The organism is Fluviicola sp. (assembly GCF_039596355.1).
Taxonomy (GTDB): Bacteria; Bacteroidota; Bacteroidia; order Flavobacteriales_D; family Crocinitomicaceae; genus Fluviicola.
On record NZ_JBCNJW010000004.1, the window covers coordinates 266026 to 285165 of the forward strand.

16 protein-coding genes are annotated in these 19140 nt (G+C 45.2%); 6 read left to right on the forward strand and 10 right to left on the reverse strand.

Annotated features, from left to right (window positions below; translation table 11 throughout):
- Position 1: 1 nt before the first annotated feature.
- From ABDV94_RS11000 to ABDV94_RS11040, 9 genes are all read right to left on the reverse strand, one after another.
- Positions 2-412, reverse strand: coding sequence for a hypothetical protein (locus ABDV94_RS11000; RefSeq protein ID WP_343747225.1), 411 nt, complete (start codon positions 410-412; stop codon positions 2-4).
- A gap of 128 nt (positions 413-540) precedes the next feature.
- Positions 541-1212 (reverse strand): phosphatase PAP2 family protein, encoded by a 672-nt coding sequence (locus ABDV94_RS11005; protein ID WP_343747226.1) that lies wholly within the window; start codon positions 1210-1212, stop codon positions 541-543.
- The gene (gene rpoN / locus ABDV94_RS11010) at positions 1213-2664 is read right to left on the reverse strand and encodes an RNA polymerase factor sigma-54 (protein ID WP_343747227.1); all 1452 of its coding nucleotides are present in this window, start codon (positions 2662-2664) and stop codon (positions 1213-1215) included. It abuts the gene before it with no gap.
- 83 nt (positions 2665-2747) lie between these two features.
- The gene (locus ABDV94_RS11015; protein WP_343747228.1) at positions 2748-3137 is read right to left on the reverse strand and encodes a four helix bundle protein; all 390 of its coding nucleotides are present in this window, start codon (positions 3135-3137) and stop codon (positions 2748-2750) included.
- A 105-nt stretch (positions 3138-3242) separates the two neighbouring features.
- Positions 3243-4694: an asparagine--tRNA ligase gene (asnS, locus tag ABDV94_RS11020; protein ID WP_343747229.1), complete on the reverse strand. Its 1452-nt coding sequence runs from the start codon at positions 4692-4694 to the stop codon at positions 3243-3245.
- Positions 4695-5047: 353 nt separating this feature from the next.
- Positions 5048-5953 (reverse strand): AEC family transporter, encoded by a 906-nt coding sequence (locus ABDV94_RS11025; protein WP_343747230.1) that lies wholly within the window; start codon positions 5951-5953, stop codon positions 5048-5050.
- Positions 5954-6022: 69 nt separating this feature from the next.
- On the reverse strand, positions 6023-7981 hold the full coding sequence (gene dxs, locus ABDV94_RS11030; protein ID WP_343747231.1) for a 1-deoxy-D-xylulose-5-phosphate synthase: 1959 nt from the start codon (positions 7979-7981) through the stop codon (positions 6023-6025).
- Positions 7982-8092: 111 nt separating this feature from the next.
- Entirely contained in the window at positions 8093-9127 is a 1035-nt protein-coding gene (locus ABDV94_RS11035) for a hypothetical protein (protein WP_343747232.1), read from the reverse strand.
- On the reverse strand, positions 9127-10296 hold the full coding sequence (locus ABDV94_RS11040; RefSeq protein ID WP_343747233.1) for an iron-containing alcohol dehydrogenase: 1170 nt from the start codon (positions 10294-10296) through the stop codon (positions 9127-9129). The genes ABDV94_RS11035 and ABDV94_RS11040 overlap by 1 nt, the downstream gene beginning before the upstream one ends.
- 270 nt (positions 10297-10566) lie before the next feature.
- Between ABDV94_RS11040 and ABDV94_RS11045 the strand changes: the two genes are divergently transcribed.
- From ABDV94_RS11045 to ABDV94_RS11070, 6 genes are all read left to right on the forward strand, one after another.
- Positions 10567-11805: a hypothetical protein gene (locus ABDV94_RS11045; protein WP_343747234.1), complete on the forward strand. Its 1239-nt coding sequence runs from the start codon at positions 10567-10569 to the stop codon at positions 11803-11805.
- Between the two features lie 16 nt (positions 11806-11821).
- Positions 11822-13123, forward strand: a complete 1302-nt coding sequence (locus ABDV94_RS11050; RefSeq protein WP_343747235.1) for an amidohydrolase family protein — start codon at positions 11822-11824, stop codon at positions 13121-13123.
- A gap of 222 nt (positions 13124-13345) precedes the next feature.
- On the forward strand, positions 13346-13951 hold the full coding sequence (locus ABDV94_RS11055) for a TetR family transcriptional regulator (protein WP_343747236.1): 606 nt from the start codon (positions 13346-13348) through the stop codon (positions 13949-13951).
- Positions 13952-13962: 11 nt separating this feature from the next.
- On the forward strand, positions 13963-15222 hold the full coding sequence (locus ABDV94_RS11060; RefSeq protein ID WP_343747237.1) for a TolC family protein: 1260 nt from the start codon (positions 13963-13965) through the stop codon (positions 15220-15222).
- An 11-nt stretch (positions 15223-15233) separates the two neighbouring features.
- Positions 15234-16331: an HlyD family secretion protein gene (locus ABDV94_RS11065; RefSeq protein WP_343747238.1), complete on the forward strand. Its 1098-nt coding sequence runs from the start codon at positions 15234-15236 to the stop codon at positions 16329-16331.
- A 7-nt stretch (positions 16332-16338) separates the two neighbouring features.
- The gene (locus ABDV94_RS11070; protein WP_343747239.1) at positions 16339-17916 is read left to right on the forward strand and encodes a DHA2 family efflux MFS transporter permease subunit; all 1578 of its coding nucleotides are present in this window, start codon (positions 16339-16341) and stop codon (positions 17914-17916) included.
- A gap of 238 nt (positions 17917-18154) precedes the next feature.
- On the opposite strand, the gene ABDV94_RS11075 is transcribed toward ABDV94_RS11070, so the two are convergent.
- Entirely contained in the window at positions 18155-19096 is a 942-nt protein-coding gene (locus tag ABDV94_RS11075; protein ID WP_343747240.1) for a hypothetical protein, read from the reverse strand.
- Positions 19097-19140: the final 44 nt, after the last annotated feature.

Below are 19140 nucleotides of genomic sequence, written 5' to 3' on the forward strand. Positions count from 1 at the left end.
CTTATTTCGTATTAAACGGGCTTGTGGTAAAAGCCCTGGTAATTTCGGGTATAGCGTAGAAAACCAGCACGCGGTCTTTATCCAACCGGACATACTGTCTTTCTGATTTAGACAATTTGATGCCCAGGTCGTAAAAGTTAAAACTGCTCGTGCCTAAGTTGTTAATGTCTGAATCGGAAAGCTGAATCTCTGTTTTGATCTGCTTAAGCTGTTCTCTTGTCAGTGATTTTCGGGAAACGATTTCATAAGAATGGTCTAACTCAAACACCAGGTAATTGTAGGCATTTTGATTATACTCGTATATTTTTTCGGCTTCTTTGCCTTTGTTTTTGAGGATTCGTGAATCAATCTCCTGGGAAAAAGAGATTGTTGTGGTAATAAGTAATCCTGCCAGGATGAGTACTGTTTTCAATTTCGGTTTATTTTTAATTCTGTTACTATCAGACACGAAAAATTCAGAAAGGTTGTCTGAAAGTTGAACAAAATTAATTCAAAGCTTAACTTTTTATAGCGTATTTTAACCGAAACTTCCCGGATTATTTAAGCTTGGAACACATAAAAGAAAAATGAAATTCCGAGCACCAGACCGATAAAACCGATCGCATAACCGGCCAATAATTGGCCCAACGTATGGAGTTTCAGGTACATTCTGGCCGACATCACGACTCCGCTCGCAATAAATGCAGCCGCTAAAATCCACATCGGGAAGATGAGCATTTTGCTGTAGTACATGAAGAGAAAACCGCTTAAAATTCCCATTCCGGCAGCATGCAGTGAAACTTTCCAGCGAAAGGTCAGAATGGTGCAAACCAACACGGCGAGCAGGGAACCTCCGGCCAGTCCGAACAAAAAGCGGGAACCCTGCAGGGCAAGCGGTACTTTGTAAAGCAGGATCGCCAGCAGGGAAGCTCCGAACAGGTTGGTCATAATCGCCGGAATGATTCTTTCCGACCGTTTCTCCATCATGACAGAACTCACAGATCCTCTCGTTTGCAGGAAAAGAACAGTTAACGAAGGCGCCAAAACCGAAAAAGCGGAAAACAGGTACATCAACACTTCTTTTGCCTTCGGATCCAGGATATACAGGTTATTGTCCTGGTAAAAAGAATACATATATTCCCAGTTCTCTACATACATTGCAATGGCAACGGCATAAACCGGCGCCAGGAGCGGTAGAAAAATCCACGAAAGAATTTTGGAAACGGCCTTCATCTAGAGTTCTTTACGCAAACGTGCTACCGGAATATTGAGCTGTTCACGGTATTTGGCAATGGTTCTTCGTGCGATGTTATATCCTTTGTCGTTCAGCAGCTTCGCCAGGTGTTCGTCTGTGAGCGGCTTCTTCTTGTTCTCAGATTCAATGGCATCCGTGAGGATTTTTTTCACTTCCCGGGTCGAAACCTCCTCACCGGTATCGGTAGAAAGGGATTCAGAGAAGAAGTATTTCAGAGAGTAAACTCCATAAGCCGTCTGAACGTATTTCGAATTGGCTACGCGCGAAACAGTTGAAATATCCAGGTTAACAATTTCAGCAATGTCTTTCAGGATCATCGGTTTCATGTTAGTCTCATCACCGGTCAGGAAAAACTCATACTGATACATCATAATCGCATGCATCGTTGTGTAGAGTGTTTGCTGGCGCTGGCGGATCGCATCAATAAACCATTTTGCGCCTTCCAGTTTTGTTTTAACAAACGTCAGCGCGTCTTTATCTGCTTTGGAGGTTTTCGCTCCTTCGGCATAACTTCTGAGCAGCTGTTCGTATTCTTTCGAAACCTTCAGATCCGGGGTGTTTCTTCCGTTGATTGTCAACTCGAGTTTTCCGTCAAATTCCGTGATCATGAAATCCGGGATAACCTGCTGAACGCTTTTCGAATTGTCTTTCAGGGAGCCTCCCGGTTTTGGGTTTAAGCGGATAATCGCATCGATGGCTTCTTTCAGGTCTTCGTCTTCGATCTCCAGTTTTTTCTGGATTTTATCGTAATGTTTTCGTGTAAACTCCTCAAAGTGGTCTTCCAGGATCTTTTTCGCCGTAAACAGCGTGATGTTTCCTTCCTGAACGCGTTCGATTTGCAGCAACAGGCATTCCCGCAGGTCACGTGCACCGATTCCCGCAGGATCCAGTTCCTGAACTACCTTCAGGACGTGTTCCACTTCTTCCTCCGTTACCATGACGTTGGAAGAAAAAGCCAGGTCATCTACAATGGCATCCAGTTCGCGGTTCAGATATCCCGATTCGTCCAGGTTTCCGATGATCGTGTCTGCTATTTGAAACTGCGTATCATCCAAATCCAGCAGGTGCAATTGTTCCGTTAGTTTGTCCTGGAACGACGAGTCCACCGAAAGCGGAACACCACGTTCTTCATCGTCTTTGCTTTTATTGTTTACCTGCGTTTTGTAGTCGGGTGTGTCGTCGTCAAAATAATCACTGATGTCGAAATCGGTATCGAATTCGTTTTCATCGTCGTTGTAATCATCTTCCGGATCGTTATCAAACTCATCCACTTCTTCTGCACCTTCATCCAGTGCCGGATTTTCCTCCAGCTCCTGTTTGATGCGCTGATCCAGTTCCATAGTCGGAACCTGCAACAACTTCATCAATTGAATTTGCTGTGGGGAAAGCCGTTGTTCCAGTTTCTGGGTGAGCTGCTGCCTTAGTGCCATGTAGGGTTTATTCTTGTCTAAATATTATAGTTCAAAAGTTCAAAAGTTCAAAAGTTCAAAAGTTCAAAAGTTCAAAATTCTTTTTAGCGAAACTTTTGCCCTTTGTGCTCAGATTTCTTGATTTGAACAATCAATGCATAAATCCCAACTGATAATAACTCTGCTTTCGATTTTAACTGTAAAAACTCATTTTCCTGAATCATTCCAAAATCTAAAGCCCGATATAACTGGGACCTACTTTCTCCGGCACTTGCCTTTGAAATCCAAAGATACTGTAAAAATTCTTTATTCCCTCCGCGTTCAAACCCTTCAGCAATATTGTCCATAATGCTGCTACTTGAACGAATAATCTGGTTACTCAGAGCACGTTCTTCCAGCTGTTTCTTCGTTTTGAAAATCGAATGGATTTCCTTTGAAAATGCTCTGCTCTTCTGCCAGATTTGTAATTCCTCAAATCGTTTTACTCCTTCCATTCATTCAATGATTTCTATTGAATATAAGAAAAAATAACTCATATCCAAAACATTGAACTAACAGATTCGGTTAAACCCTTTGAACTTTTTCAACATTTGCACTTACTAGAACTCCGCGTTCAACGGTGTTCTTGGGAACGGGATTACGTCGCGAATGTTGGTCATTCCGGTCACGAACATCACCATGCGTTCGAAGCCCAATCCGAAACCGGAATGAGGAACCGAACCGAAACGGCGTGTGTCCAGGTACCACCACAAATCTTCTTCGTGGATTCCAAAATCGGCGCATTTCTTTTTCAAAACATCCAGGCGCTCTTCACGTTCTGAACCTCCGACCATTTCACCGATTCCAGGGAACAAAATATCCATCGCTGCAACAGTTTCTTTTCCAGGTTCACAACCGTCGTTTGCACGCATGTAGAATGCTTTAAATGATGCCGGGTAGTCCGTAATAATCACCGGGCGTTTGAATTCTTTTTCCACCAGGTACCGCTCATGCTCTGATTGCAGATCCGTTCCCCAGCTTACGTCGTATTTGAATTTCTTCTTTTTGTAATGGTTCGAATTCAACAATACGCTGATTGCTTCGGTGTATGTGATGCGTTTGAAATCGTTTTCTACCACAAACTGCAGACGCTCGATCAAGCCCAGTTCGTTGCGCTCGTTTTGTGGTTTCGACTTCTGTTCCTGTGCATCGCGGTCATTCAGAAATTTCAGATCGTCTGCACAATGATCCATTACGTACTGACAGATGTATTTCAACATGCTTTCCGCCAGATCCATGTTTTCAGGCAGTTTGTTGAATGCTACTTCCGGTTCGATCATCCAGAACTCAGCCAAATGGCGCGATGTATTGGAGTTTTCCGCACGGAATGTCGGCCCGAAAGTATAGATCTGCCCCAGAGCCAACGCTGCCAATTCTCCTTCCAGCTGACCGGAAACGGTCAAGTTTACCGGCTTCCCGAAAAAGTCTTCTGAAAAGTTTACCGATCCGTCTTCGTTCAACGGCGGGTTCTTCGCATCTAATGTTGTTACACGGAACATTTCTCCTGCACCTTCTGCATCCGAACCGGTGATAATCGGTGTGTGGATGTAGAAGAATCCCTGGTCGTTGAAGAACTTGTGAACAGCGTAGCTCACCGCGTGGCGCACTCTGAATACCGCTCCGAACACGTTGGTTCTGAAACGCAGGTATGCTTGCTCACGAAGAAAATCCAAACTGTGTTTTTTCGGCTGCATGACCGTTTTCTGGATATCATCCGGATTTGCTTCCCCGATAATTTCCAGTTCGGAAACCTGCAACTCATATGCTTGTCCGCTACCCTGCGATTCCACCAAAATTCCGGTTAGTCCGACAGATGCTGCGGTTGTGATCTTTTTCAAAATTGCCTCGTCAAAATTTGCGGATTCAATCACACCTTGCAAATTATTGATGGTAGAACCATCATTCAATTGAATAAAGCGGTCGTTGCGAAATCCACGCACCCAACCTTTTACAAGATAGCGTTCACCGACTCTCGGTTGACTAAATACATCAGCAATTTTAGTTCGTTTCATGTTATTTTTCTATAAACGCAAAAATAGGAAAGAAATTTGAAAGGGATGACCTGTAAAGCGAAAGGAATCAAGAGTTATCGACATTCGGTTCCGGACGCAAATTCGCAAATTTGCCAAATGGCGAACCGCCAGGTTTCAGAAGGGTTTCAAAACGATTTCCAGGGAATTACACTCAAATCAGGAGGCGTTTGGAAGATGGTGATCACCATTGGGATTCCGGACTGCATTCCGATCTCAAAAATCTCAATTTTACAAATTTATAATCCCGATAGACTTCGGCGTGAGCTCAGTCGAACGCTATAGGGATGTGTAAAAAGTCCGTTATCAGAGGGATTGAGAAAAATCCTCCCACATCAAACCACCCTTTCCATCACCCAGTACCACACCCCGCTCGTCACAAACGACAGCAAAATGGTCATGAAAACAATCAGGTTGCTCAACCGCGGATTCAACCCAAACTGATCATTCAGGATTCCCGCGCTGATCATCGTTCCCATCGAGGCTTCAAAAACCGCAACCTTTGTCTGCATTGCTCCTGTATGAAAAGCAAAAGCCAGTCCCAGGATGATTAGCGGTGAAAGAATCAATTTGTAAACAGATGCCGCCAGAACCGGCTTCAGAACATCCTTCATTTTACCGAGTTCGAATTGCAATCCGACGGAAAAAAGTGCCAGCGGCGAAAGCGTTGCAGCCAGTGTGGATGCCAATGGAGTAATCGAATCAAAAGACACAAAACGCGGAAGTACCAGTGCTATGATGATCACTAAAAACGGTGGGAATTTCAGCAATTTGAGGCTGATGGTCTTGAAATCAGCTTTCGCCGTTCCGGAAGCCTTCATTGCCACAATCGAGGCGAAAACCGCCAGTATAAAAAACGACATCTGATCCGTTACCGCAGCAATCGACAGGTTATTTTCGCCATAATAAGCTGAAATTAACGGAAAACCGACAAACGACGTGTTCCCCAATCCGGTAACAATCAGAAAAGCAGCTTTTGTTTTTTGGTCGAAATGAAAAGGTTTGGCCAGCAATTCGGATAAGCCCCAGGCTCCGGCCCAGCAAACCAAAGGCGTGAGTAGCGGAATCAGCAAATCATTCGACCATTGAATTCCCGGAAGGTATTTGAGTGTTGCGGCAGGAAGTGCCACGTAAATAATCCAAACGTTGATTCCCTGATGACTTCCTTTTGCAAGAACGCCGGTTTTCCGCAGTAAAAATCCCGCGATAAAACACACTCCAATCAGGATGAAATTCGACATAACAACGTAAAATTATCGCTTATGAACGAATTAACTCAGAAATAAGTTGCTAAAAAGCTATAGGTTCGTCTAACCGACCTCACTCTGAGGAGTTTGCTCCCCGGAAGCAGAAAGATGCAACAATTCACGCACTTTCGCCGCAATCGATCCGGAATCAAATCCGCAATCTTTATGCAACTGCTCCGGTGTGCCGTGATGAATGTATTTATCCGGAATCCCCAGGCGCACCACTTTTGAGCGGTAGTTGTTGTCGACCATAAACTCAATGACTGCAGATCCGAAGCCGCCCATTACACAACCATCTTCGATCGTGATGACCTGGTCGAATTTCGTGAAGATTTCGTGTAATAACGTTTCGTCCAGCGGCTTCACAAAACGCATGTCGTAATGCGCAACCGATGCGCCGCTTTCTTTCAGTGACTGAATAGCTTCCTGTGCAAAATTCCCCACGTGTCCGATTGTCACCAATGCGATATCTTCCCCGTTCGTTACTTTGCGTCCTGTTCCGACCGGAATAGCTTTCATCGGTGTTTTCCACTCCGTCATCACCCCGTTTCCACGCGGATAGCGAATGGAGAAAGGTCCGTGATTTTCAGCTTGTGCGGTAAACATGAGGTTTCGCAATTCCGCTTCATTCATTGGGGCAGAAACGATCATATTCGGAATGCTCCGCATGTAGGCAATATCATACGCCCCGTGGTGTGTAGCACCATCGGCACCAACCAATCCGCCGCGATCCAAACAGAATACTACCGGCAGATTTTGCAAGGCCACATCATGCAATACCTGGTCGTAGGCACGCTGCATGAAAGAGGAGTAAATATTACAGAAAGGAATCAATCCCTGAGTTGCCAGTCCGGCAGAGAAAGTCACGGCATGCTGCTCAGCAATCCCCACATCGAAGGCACGATCAGGCATGGCCTCCATCATGAAAGTCAGTGAACAACCCGTAGGCATTGCCGGGGTCACTCCCATAATCTTGTCATTCTGCTCTGCCAGTTCTACAATGGTATGACCGAATACATCCTGGTATTTCGGAGGTTGCGGAGATTTCGGAACGATCTTGACAATTTCTCCCGTTTCCTTATTGAAAACGCCCGGAGCATGCCATTTCGTCGGGTTTCCTTCTTCCGAGAATTTATATCCGGCGCCTTTGCGGGTAATACAGTGCAAAATCTTCGGGCCGGGAATATCTTTCAAATCTTCCAGCACTTTTGCCAGACCAACGACATCATGTCCGTCGACCGGGCCGAAATAACGGAAGTTCAATGATTCAAACAGGTTGCTCTGCTTCAGGATAGAACCTTTCAGAGCAGAAGAGATTTTCGACACCACTGACTGGGCATCCGGTCCGAATTTACTGATCTTTCCGAGCAGTTTCCAGACCTCATCTTTCACTTTATTATAAGTATGAGAAGTCGTAATATCTGTCAGGTACTCTTTCAAAGCCCCCACATTCGGGTCGATCGACATACAGTTATCGTTCAAAACCACCAATAGATTCGCATCTTTTTCAAAACCGGCATGGTTCATTCCTTCGAAAGCCAAACCTGCAGTCATGGCTCCGTCGCCGATAACTGCAATGTGCTGACGTTCTTTTTCGCCCTTGTAGCGGCTTGCAACCGCCATTCCCAACGCAGCGGAAATGGAAGTGGACGAATGCCCTACTCCAAAGGTATCGTATTCACTTTCGGAACGTTTCGGGAAACCGGAGATTCCACCCTTTGTTCTGTTCGTATGGAAAACGTCTCTGCGCCCGGTAAGGATTTTATGTCCGTATGCCTGGTGACCGACATCCCACACCAACTGATCGTAAGGCGTATTGAAGACGTAATGCAGGGCAACGGTCAGTTCAACCACTCCCAAACTGGCTCCGAAATGGGAATTCCCGATTTCAGAAATCACATCAACAATGTACTGACGCAACTCATCCGCCACCTGGGGCAATTGCTCCGTTGTCATTTGATCCCTCAGATCCTGCGGGATAACGATTTGTTCCAATAAGGGGCCTGCTTTGTATGGATGCATAAAAAGAGTGTTCAACGTACAAATTTACGAGTTCGGTTCATGCATAACAAAGAAATCATGCGATTATTTTGAGTTTGTCCCGATTTAACAAATTTTGCCTGTAAAAGCGGGCTAAACCATGTCCCAGCCAGCCACAAAAATTGGCTTGGAACGCAGGTCGTCCATCTTCAGCGGATTCTTGCGCAGCACCACCACATCAACTATCGGCTGAGGCGTCATTTTATGGAACAAACCCCAGTCAATGTAATGACGCGCTTCTCTCCAAAGCGGTTCTCTCCTGTCCACAAACCAGAGCATCATGTTCCGGTTTTCATGTGCCAGAATTCCTTCCAGAAGCGCCGACAAGACACCCGGATCATTGTCCTGAACCCAGATCGATTCCGGAACCAGGAATTGGTGGTTCTTTGGTTTTACAATCCGGCGGATTCCCGGTGTGATGGTAATCAAATGGGTAAAAATACCGCCCAAAAATCCGGGCAGGCGCTCAATCACCCAATTGGCACGTGTAATTTTGGCAAAACCGATCACCTTTCCCATATCGTCGTAATAGGCATAAAACGGGCCGCGCTCAGCGTGTTTCCGCACAAAAAAAGCGTGCGTTTTTTCAATTTTATCAAGTTGTTCCGAGATCAGCTGTTCGTCTTTCAACAGATGTACCTGGCTTTGTAAACGCGGCTTTGTGCGGCTGAATGACTGCGAAATCAATTGTGCTTCGGTGCGGAAACCGAATTGTTCCGACATCCACTTACTGCGGTCGTTTGCCGGGTCGATATACGCGTAAAAAGCATCCGGGGCAGCTCCCAGTTTTCCGTCAAAGGTTTCGTCGAAAAAGCTGGCCATCTCCATTTTCAGGCGTGAATTGCTTTTGTGTACGCGATTCACATTTTTGGAAGCCTGTTTTTGATTGGAAAAGGCGAAATAACGCACGTACCACTGACGACCTCTGTCGCACAACGTGAGGTTTCCCTGCACTTTCCCGTCTCTTTCCAGCGAAATAAACAGGGGATTGTCTGCCTCATGAATGCGTGTTGCCGTGTCGAGGTGTTTGTAGCGTGCTCCGTTGGTTCCCAAAGTAGTCTGGGTCAATAACTCAATCAAAGCAGGTGTTGCTTCCTTACGAATCGTATATCTACTTGAAAGTCCCATTATATCGCTTGATTAACAATATATTCTGCTTCTTTCGGGGTCAGGTCCTTGTTCTCACCAAGTCCGTTCCAACCGCGTGAAACAAAACGGTCATGCACAATACGTCCCGTATCGTGATAGTCTTTCGTGTATTCCGAAATGCGTGTTTTGACACTTAACGAATGGAAGAATGCTTCTGTTTGAGCAATCGCTTTGCGGGCAACCTGTTCGTCAGAACCCTCCAATCCCCAAACACGTCTTCCGTATTGAGCCAGTTTGGCTTTTTTACTTTCAAATTTCACTTCATACAATCTCGGAGCGATGATTGCCAGCGTCTGCGCGTGATCAATTCCATGCAGAGCGGTTAATTCATGTCCGATCATGTGTGTTGCCCAGTCGGTTGTGACACCACAGCGCAATACACCGTTCAGGGCCTGGTTTGCACACCACATCAGGTTGGCAGCCAGATCATAATCCTCCGGATTTGCCAGTACTTTCTCACCGATTTCGATCAGTGTAGACAAAATTCCTTCCGCATAACGTTCCTGGAGCAGGTTCTCACCTTTGAAAGTCAGGTATTGCTCCATGGTATGTGTATAGGCATCAATGACCCCGTTTGCCACCTGGCGCTTCGGCAAAGTTGCCACAAAAGTCGGATCGAGTAACGCAAATTTCGGGAAGAACAACGGTCCGCCCATCGTTCTTTTTTCTTTCAGTTCGGAACGGCTGATTACAGCTCCTGAATTGGATTCGGAACCGGTAGCCGGAATCGTCAGAATACATCCGAACGGAACAGCAGAAGTAAAGGTACACCCCGGAACCTGTGTCAGTACATCCCACGGATCACCGGCATAATTTACTGCTCCGGAAATAAACTTTGCTCCATCAATAACAGAACCTCCTCCTACTGCGAGCATATACCCGATCTGGTGTTCACGGATGTATTCCACCGCTTTCATCAGGGTTGTATACTCCGGATTTGCTTCGATTCCTTTGAAGAAATGAAGATCCAGGCCAGTCAATTCAGCTTTCAGCTTATCCAGGAAACCGGATCTTTCAATGGAGCCTCCTCCATATAGTACAATTACTTTCCCGTCAACAGCCTGCGTTTTAAGCAGCTGGGAAATTCGTCCCAATTGATCTTTTCCAAAGACAATGGTAGTTGGAGTCGTTATTTCAAAATTGTTCATGGCGTACCAAAGTTGCAAATTTAAGGACTGTAAAGATATGAAAACAAGATAGGATTTTAACACAAAAAATACACGCTCTTTTCTGAAAAATCCTTAATGTATTGACTAATTTTAACTTAACTGATTATCAACCCGATACAAAGCGGTATTTCCGTAAAATTTTAGTGCTTTTTTCATTGCAGATCCGGACAGTTTTTTATTTTTGATACTGGTTTCGCTCCGCAAGCTTTCAGAGCCGGCCATTTTACTAACCTAAACGATTCACTGAACATGAATTTTGCCGACAACAACATCCTCCTGATTCTCATTTCATTGGTTTTTATTTATGCCGTATTGAGCATTTTGGTATCCATTCTCACGGAATGGTGGAACGCTTATTTCAAGGAACGGGGAATTTTCCTCAAAGATTCCATTTACAAATTGCTGAAAGATCCGCTGAACAAGGATTATGGCTACCTGTTTTACAACCACGTAACCATCGCCGGGCTCAAAAGCGCACCTGACCGCGATCCGCATTATATTTCGGGAACCATGTTTGCCGAAGCACTCATCGACATCATTGCACAACAGGTGGTCAACAATCAAAAAGTCAAATTGGTGATCAATGCCGACGGAACCCGCGAATATCAAATGGAGAGCAACACTATTCCCAATGACATTATGGAACGCTTCCAGCTGGGCGTTTCCGGGATGAATACCAGCCCTTTTGCAGATTTGCTTCAATCCTTTATCGATAAATCCAGATCCGGCGCTTCTGAAAACAAAAATCACTACGACCTGCTCAAATCCCACATCGAAAAGTGGTACAACGATTATATGGATCGTGTTTCCGGGTGGTATAAGACCAAACAACGGAAGAAGTTCATCATTGCCGGTTTTATCGTAGCGATCGCATTGAACGTGGATAGTCTGAACCTGCTGAAAGTGTTAAGTATGGACGGAGATTTAAGAACCCGGCTGGTAGCAAGTGCTGAGCAGACGGTAGATAATATGAAACGGGACTCAACCGCCCTGGACAACTCTTCCAATATGATGAAAACTGTTTTTATCGAGCGAGACAACCTGCAAAAAAGCAGCGCTTTTCAGGTCGATACTACTAAAGTGCAGGAACTGCTGTGTCAATTCAACAAACTGGACAGCACGCGCAGAGTAAATAACGTGACTGCGATGAAAAATATCAAAAAGCTGGACAGCACGCTCGCACTGGTATCTGAACTCAATATCCCGATCGGATGGTCACGGAGCAGTGCTCCCTTGTCCTGGTTCCGGTCTTCCGGGGAAAAAGCCACCATTTTAAGTTCTTCTCAAAATCCGGGCTTGGCATCTTACCTGAATGCGCGCAACAACCATCCCGACGGCTGGGACATTTTCTCCTATTTCGTCGGAATCATTATCTCGGGGATTTCACTGAGCTTCGGTGCGCCGTTCTGGTTCGATATCCTGGCTAAATTCGTCAATATCCGCCGCTCCGGGAAAATTCCGGAGGGAAACCAATCAACAAAATCTTAAATCAACACCTTCACCAATGGAACAATTACCTTTTTCCAATGTACACACGCACGTTTTCAACAGCGAATGCGTTCCCGATAATTTCCTGCGCATCCTTCCGAATAAAACCGTTAGGCGCATGCCGAAAGCTATCAAAGCACTGCTCGACACCAAATGGTCGCGGGCTACGATTGTGGCGCTTTCAAAAATTTCAGCCAAAAAAGACAGCAACAAACGCAACAGTTTCGATAAGTACATCGCGTTTCTGGAAGTCGCCACGCAGCGCAAACAACTCGACGTCTTTGAACTGGAATTCGAAGTTGCCCGGCAATATGACTCACAAGTCCGCATTGTGGGGCTGACCATGAATATGGACTTTATGGATAACCGCACTTCCAGACGCCAGATTACGTTTGAATCGCAACTGGAAGCCGTGAAGGACATCAAGCGCTACTATCCGAAAAACTTCTTCCCTTTCCTGGGAATTGATCCGAGACACAAATCAGGTGCCGACCTGGTGAATTGGTCGAAAGCGTATTTTGAAACAGGATTGTGGACCGACGGAAAAGTCTTTCCTTATTTTTCGGGCATCAAACTCTACCCGGCACTCGGATTTTTTCCCTTTGACCCCCGCCTGGACGAACTTTACGCATACGCGGAAACCAATCAACTGCCGGTCATCACGCATGTTACACGCGTGGGATCGCAATACATCGGCACGCGGATTTCGGAACTGATCCCGATGAAACCGAACATGCTGTTACCCGGAAATCCGTCGGAAAGAGTGCTGACAGCGCAGGAAAACACCTACAACCGCATCCGGATTTATGCAGAGCAAAAATGGATCGAGGACAGTAAGATCGGGAACAACGATAAGGCATGCGACCTGTTCACACACCCGGAAAATTACATTCCGATCGTTGAAAAATACCCGAAGTTGAAAATCTGCCTGGCGCACATGGGCGGTTCCAATGAAATTGTGGACAATAGTAAGGATGACCCGGATTTGCAGCAGATTCGCCGTTTCGACAGCCAGTTGTGGTGCGACCGGATTCGCGACATGATGGTTCGCTACCCCAATTTGTATACCGACATTTCCTATACGCTCAGTGATCTCGACAACCCGGAGGTGCTCGCTGCCATTTTGAGATTTATGAATACGCCGGACGACCGTGGAGAACTTCTCGCAAAACGGGTGTTGTTCGGAACAGATTTCTTTATGACGGAGCAGGAAAAGCGTGAAAGTGATTTGTACAAACTCGCCATGAAGGAACTCGCAGCGTTTAATGACCTGATTACACGACAGAATCCGGCGGAGTTTTTACGTCAGCCGCTTTAAAAAGTCGTTGATTTTCCGGGCAAATCCCGCACATGCGGGATCCGTCTTTTTGGGGGGGCGTTTTCGCGCTCAAGATCCGTCTTTCCAAAAACAAAATCACTCAGCAAGAGCATTATACCCATTTTTATAACATTTTTTTACACTCCGATCCGTTGCATATCGAAATAAGTCTCTACTTTTGCAAAAAAGTTTAACCATTTAGTTAAACCTAATAATTAAACCATGGGATTAAAAGATTCAACTACGGAAGAAAAGATCCTCGAAGCTGCAAAAGATGTTTTCATGAAGTACGGTCTCTACGGCGCCCGCATGCAGGATATTGCTGACACTGCGGGGATCAACAAGGCATTACTTCATTACTACTTCAGAAACAAGGAAAAACTATTTGATTCGGTTTTTGAGAAAGCCCTGGCAAAGTATTTTGACCAAATGACTGTGATCGGTGACAAATCGCTTCCAATCAAAGAAAGGTTGATGGCGTATGTAGACAACATCTTCAACTTTTTCCGGGAATATCCGCAGATGTCCATGTTCATTATCAAGGAAATTTCGATCAATCCTCAAATGTTCCATGAGAAGGTGGCAAAGCTCAAATACGACAAGTCGTTGCTGATTCCAACGCTCCTGGAAGCTATTGAAAAAGGCGAAATTCCGGCTTTCGACCCGGTCATGTTCATGATTAACCTGCATTCGCTTTGTGCTTATCCGTTCCTGGCATCTCCGCTCTATAAGCTGATGCTCCAGAAAAACGGGTACGACTGGGATGAAGATGCTCAAAACAGAATCAAAGAATCCGTAAAAGAATTTATTTCCTTCAAATTTCAATAATACAAACAATTATGCGCAAATTACTTACAGTACTAAGCATTGCTTTTACCGGAATGGGGTTCTCGCAAACTGCCATTTCACTGGATTCCTGCATTGCCTGGTCAAAGAAAAACTATCCGATCATCAAACAAAATGAAGTAACACTACGTCAGGCAGAGCAAAACGAAAAGGGAATCCGCGAAAACTGGCTTCCAAAAATCAATTTCCAGGCGCAGGCAACCTATAATACGGAAGTGGTTCAATTCAATTTCCCGGGAATGGATTTGAAATTTCCGCACGATGCATACATGGCGTCTTTAGGATTGGAGCAAAACGTTTATGACGGTGGTCAGACAAAAACACAGCATTCCATTGAAAAAATCAACACAGAATTAACTGTTCAGCAGAACGAGGTAGAACTTTACAAGTTGGTTGACCGCGTGAATCAGCTCTATGTGAATATCCTGCTGGGCCGGGAGAATTTAAAAATTCTTCAGTTGTATAAAGAGGATTTAACCAACCGTGCTTCCAACATGAAAATCTCTGTTGACAACGGAATGGTATTAGCAAGTTCACTGGATGAGCTGGAAGCGGAGATTCTGAAAACCGATCAGAACATCATCGAGTCCAAATACCAGCTGGAAGGTTTGTACAAAACGCTGGCTCTTTACATCGGGAAACCGGTAAACGAGTCAACGGAGTTCTCCATGAGCCCGATCGGAGGAAATGCGGCTCGTTTGGACATCAACAGACCGGAAATGAAAATCTTCGACCTGCAATCCAAAATGCTGGATGAACGATTTAAGCTGACTAATGTGAATGCGATTCCACGTATTACAGTTGGAGCTGCAGGAAACTATGGTCGCCCGGGTCCGAACTTCATCAACCAGGAACTTCGCTTTTTCGCCAGTGCCAACCTGACGATTCGTTGGAACATCAGCTCTCTCTATGGTTTGAAACGCGAGCGTACCAAAGTGGAATTGAATAAAAACTTGCTGGATATTCAAAAAGAAGCGTTCTTGTTCAACATCCAGGCATCCCTGAATACTCAGGCTGCGCAACTGGAGGCGATCGCTCAAATGATCGAAAAAGACGAAACCATTATTGTAAAGAGACACAATGTAACCACTACTGCGACTTCCCAAATGGAAAACGGGAAAATTACCGTGGTGAATTACCTGGCTCAACTCAACTCAGAACTACAGGCTAAGCTGAATAAAACAGTTCATGAGATCAAACGCATGAACGCTATTTCATCAATCAACGCAACATCCGGATCAATTAAATTTTAAACAGCAAACTCATGGAAAATAAAGAAACAAAAAAACAAAAGAAGAACTCCTCCAAAAAACGTATGAAGTTCATTATCGGTGGATTGGCTGCCGTTGTTATCGTCGGAATCGTCATCTTTTTAATGGGTGGCGGAACGGAATCAACGGATAATGCTCAAATCGATGCAAACATCATCCCGATCCGCTCATCGATTTCCGGTTATGTTCAGAAAGTACATTTCGAAGACAACCAGGAAGTGAAAAAAGGACAATTGCTCGTTACAATTGACGATACAGAATACCGCGCGAAACTTGCTCAGGCAGAAGCAGCATTGGAAAATGCAAAAGCAAACCTGAAAGCCGCACAAAATAATGCAAGCGCATCCAATCAAAATGCCGTTGCGTCCCTGTTTTCAGCAGAATCTTCACAACAAAGCATCAATTCTGCCAAAGCACGTTTGAATAAATCGCAGGCAGATTACAAGCGGATCAAAAACATGTTCGACGCAAAAGCTTCCACACAGGCTGAGATGGATAACGCAACAGCAGAATTGGAAGTAGCGCAGGCACAATATGAATCGGCTCAGAAATTGCTGAAAGTATCTCAATCTCAATCTGCAGGTGTGAAATCACAGGCTTTGGGACAACAATCCATGATTTCTTTGGCTGAAGCGTTGGTTCGTCAGCGCGAAGCGGAATTGAACCTGGCGAAAACACAATTGGACTATGCAACCATCGAAGCTCCGTGTGACGGAATCGTTTCTAAAAGAAGTGTAGAAGTAGGACAATACGTTTCTACCGGACAGTCTGTTTGTTCTACGGTAGACAACACCAACCTGTGGATCAGCGCAAACTTTAAAGAAACGCAATTGGAGCACATGCGCGTTGGACAACCTGTCGAAATCCGCATCGATGCATACCCACACCTGAAACTGGCTGGTAAACTGAACTCTTTCGTAGGAGCTACAGGAGCAAAATTCTCCCTGCTTCCTCCGGACAATGCTACCGGAAACTTCGTGAAAATCGTTCAGCGTGTTCCGGTAAAAATCACTATCAATCACTTGACCAAGGAAGAATCCAAGTTGTTGTTCCCGGGTTTGAGTGCGAACGTTTCAGTAAAAGTTAAATAAGAATCACGTGGAAACTTCTGCTTTAAAAACACCGATCGTTTACCCGACGGGGGCAGAAAGATGGATCCTGGTCATCACAGCGATCAGCTGTGCAATCCTGGAGCTCCTCGACACCACCATTGTAAACGTAGCCTTACGTGAAATCAGTGGTAGTGTGGGTGCTACAACAACGGAAATTGCCTGGGTAGTTACAGCCTACGCCATCTCCAATGTTATCATTATTCCGCTTACAAGTATGCTCAGTGACTTCTTCGGTCGCCGGAATTACTTTACCGGATCTGTGATCATCTTTACTATTGCCTCCCTGATGTGTGGACTTTCGTCCAATCTGTGGACACTTGTTTTCTGGCGCTTTGTGCAAGGATTAGGTGGTGGTGGTTTGCTTTCTACAGCACAATCCATCATTATCGGAGCCTTCCCCCCGGAAAAAATCTCTGTAGCAAATGCTATCTTCGGTATGGGACTCATCCTCGGGCCAACATTCGGGCCAACTTTGGGTGGTTACATTACCGATAACTTCTCCTGGCACTGGGTATTCTTCGTAAATATTCCGATTGGAATCGTTGCGACGATCCTGAGTTATACCTATGTGACCGATCGACCCGGAGCCGTCAGGCCCAAGAAAATTGACTGGTGGGGAATTATTTTCCTGATTGTTGCGATCGGCTCCATTCAATTTGTACTGGAAGAAGGAACATCTGAAGACTGGTTTGAAAGCCATGAGATCGTTGCAATGACCATTATCGGTATTGCCGGGTTGATTGCTTTCATCATCCGGGAGCTAAGTGTCAAACATCCGGCTGTAAATATCCGCTTGTATGCCAATTACAACATGGTAATGGGTGCGATCATGAACTTCCTTTTGGGATTGATGCTCTTCGGAACGGTATTCATCTTCCCGCTTTTCGTACAGATTTCACTGGGATGGACCGCCACACAGACCGGAACATTTATGATTCCGGGAGCACTTTGTACGGCGTTCGCCATGCCGCTCGTTGCCCAGCTCTTAGGCCGGGGAATGAACCCGAAAGCGGTAATCATGATGGGAATTACGATGACATTTACCTTCGTGTTCATGTTGTCCTTCTCCTCTCCGGATTCTTCCGAATGGAATTTCTACCTGCCTTTTGCGCTGCGCGGATTCGGGATGGCATTCATGATGTCACCGATTTTGACCCTGGCAGTAGGAGGTTTGAATCCAAAGGATATTCCGCAGGCGATCGGTTTGTCCAACATGATCCGCCAGTTGGGAGGTTCCGTCGGAATCGCATTGATCAACTTGTATTTGAGTGATCAAAACGCCCTGGTGCGCGGAAACATGGTGGCTTACATTAACCAGTACAGTGATACGGTTACGGAACGCATCCAGATGCTGTCACAAAACTATATTTCCAAAGGATTTTCCAGTGTGGATGCCGAAATGATGGCCAACCAGACGATGGATAACCTGATGACCAAACAGCAGATGCTGGTCAGCTATGACCACGGATTCCTCATGGTAGCAGGATTGATTTTGATCTGTGTCCCGATTACGCTGTTGATTCGTTACAAAAAAGGAACAAAAGCAGTGGCTGCAGACCATTAAGAACTTTCGGGTTGCCCCTACATAGACCTTCTTTTTCGGAACAGCTATCTGTTTAGAGAAAGAAGGTTTTTTATGCTCCAAAAAGTGCGCTCAATGTTCCGGTGGGAAGAATCATTTTTCCACTATCCGGCAGTTTGATAAAATCGTATTTGGCATAAAACTACTTCTGCTCTCTGGAAAGCCGTGCATCAAATCGTGCCTGATCTTTTGTTGTACTCATGACATGGACATTTATCCATTACTTTATCGCATTTCGATACCAATTGGCAACAGCCAACAGCACAATCAAGGCAACGATTCCCAAAATCCAGGCAAAATCCAATGAGACTCTTTCTTCTAATTCGTTTTGCTCAGAAACACAGGGACATTTCTTTTTTTCCAATTCCTCTTCCGACAGATAATCGGATTCTGTGGGGGCCTGAACAAAAACCGGATCGGAAAATTGATTCAGCGTATTTCCGGATGCGTCGACCAGGTTAAACGAAACGGAATAATGTTCACCGGGAACCATATTGAATGCACCGCCACACATATGATATCCGACTACAAGCGAATGGGTATCGGGCAAGAGCAGATACTCCGAGATTTTTCCACTTTCCAAATGTCTCACAATGGTTTGGATGAAAACAGCAGACTGGTCTTTGAATGAGGCACAAAATTTCCAATAGCTTTCCGGACCACATCCGTAACGAACGTAATTCTTAAACTGAAATACAGGCTCAGACAACCAGACCGGCACTTCCTTATCGATTTCATTCTTCACAACCCAGCTACGGGAGCGGAACCGGATATTTTGCAGAAATCTTTTCGCCAAAACAGAATCCTGGCAGAAAAACTCCAGAGTATACTCCACACCTGGTTCGAGTAAACGCGCAGGTTTCAGGATTACCTGGTTTTCATCAGACTTTCCACGGTTTCGCTGGATCAATCTCAACGGAATCGATGAATGCTCGGATTTGAAAAAGAACCGGATTTTTTTACCCAACTCCGGAGCTACCAATTCTGATTTCTTACTCCAGGGATAATCGGACTCAGAAAAATTCAGGACAACCATCGGGTTTCTATTCAATGTTTCACCTTCCGGCCAAATGCGGAAGTAAAAAGGAGCGCATTCCGAAAACCCCGCTTTTGGAATCAACACACTCAGAGAGAGCAGTACAAGGAAGATGGATCGTTTCATTTGGCTGTATTTGAAACAAACATATCAATCCATTCTTTTCAGAA

Excerpts from the sequence above, each read along its gene's own strand:
- ABDV94_RS11005 (WP_343747226.1), bottom strand. The coding sequence starts at position 1,212 with ATGAAGGCCGTTTCCAAAATTCTTTCGTGGATTTTTCTACCGCTCCTG.
- rpoN (WP_343747227.1), bottom strand. The coding sequence starts at position 2,664 with ATGGCACTAAGGCAGCAGCTCACCCAGAAACTGGAACAACGGCTTTCC.
- ABDV94_RS11015 (WP_343747228.1), bottom strand. The coding sequence starts at position 3,137 with ATGGAAGGAGTAAAACGATTTGAGGAATTACAAATCTGGCAGAAGAGC.
- asnS (WP_343747229.1), bottom strand. The coding sequence starts at position 4,694 with ATGAAACGAACTAAAATTGCTGATGTATTTAGTCAACCGAGAGTCGGT.
- ABDV94_RS11025 (WP_343747230.1), bottom strand. The coding sequence starts at position 5,953 with ATGTCGAATTTCATCCTGATTGGAGTGTGTTTTATCGCGGGATTTTTA.
- dxs (WP_343747231.1), bottom strand. The coding sequence starts at position 7,981 with ATGCATCCATACAAAGCAGGCCCCTTATTGGAACAAATCGTTATCCCG.
- ABDV94_RS11035 (WP_343747232.1), bottom strand. The coding sequence starts at position 9,127 with ATGGGACTTTCAAGTAGATATACGATTCGTAAGGAAGCAACACCTGCT.
- ABDV94_RS11040 (WP_343747233.1), bottom strand. The coding sequence starts at position 10,296 with ATGAACAATTTTGAAATAACGACTCCAACTACCATTGTCTTTGGAAAA.
- ABDV94_RS11045 (WP_343747234.1), top strand. The coding sequence starts at position 10,567 with ATGAATTTTGCCGACAACAACATCCTCCTGATTCTCATTTCATTGGTT.
- ABDV94_RS11050 (WP_343747235.1), top strand. The coding sequence starts at position 11,822 with ATGGAACAATTACCTTTTTCCAATGTACACACGCACGTTTTCAACAGC.
- ABDV94_RS11055 (WP_343747236.1), top strand. The coding sequence starts at position 13,346 with ATGGGATTAAAAGATTCAACTACGGAAGAAAAGATCCTCGAAGCTGCA.
- ABDV94_RS11060 (WP_343747237.1), top strand. The coding sequence starts at position 13,963 with ATGCGCAAATTACTTACAGTACTAAGCATTGCTTTTACCGGAATGGGG.
- ABDV94_RS11065 (WP_343747238.1), top strand. The coding sequence starts at position 15,234 with ATGGAAAATAAAGAAACAAAAAAACAAAAGAAGAACTCCTCCAAAAAA.
- ABDV94_RS11075 (WP_343747240.1), bottom strand. The coding sequence starts at position 19,096 with ATGAAACGATCCATCTTCCTTGTACTGCTCTCTCTGAGTGTGTTGATT.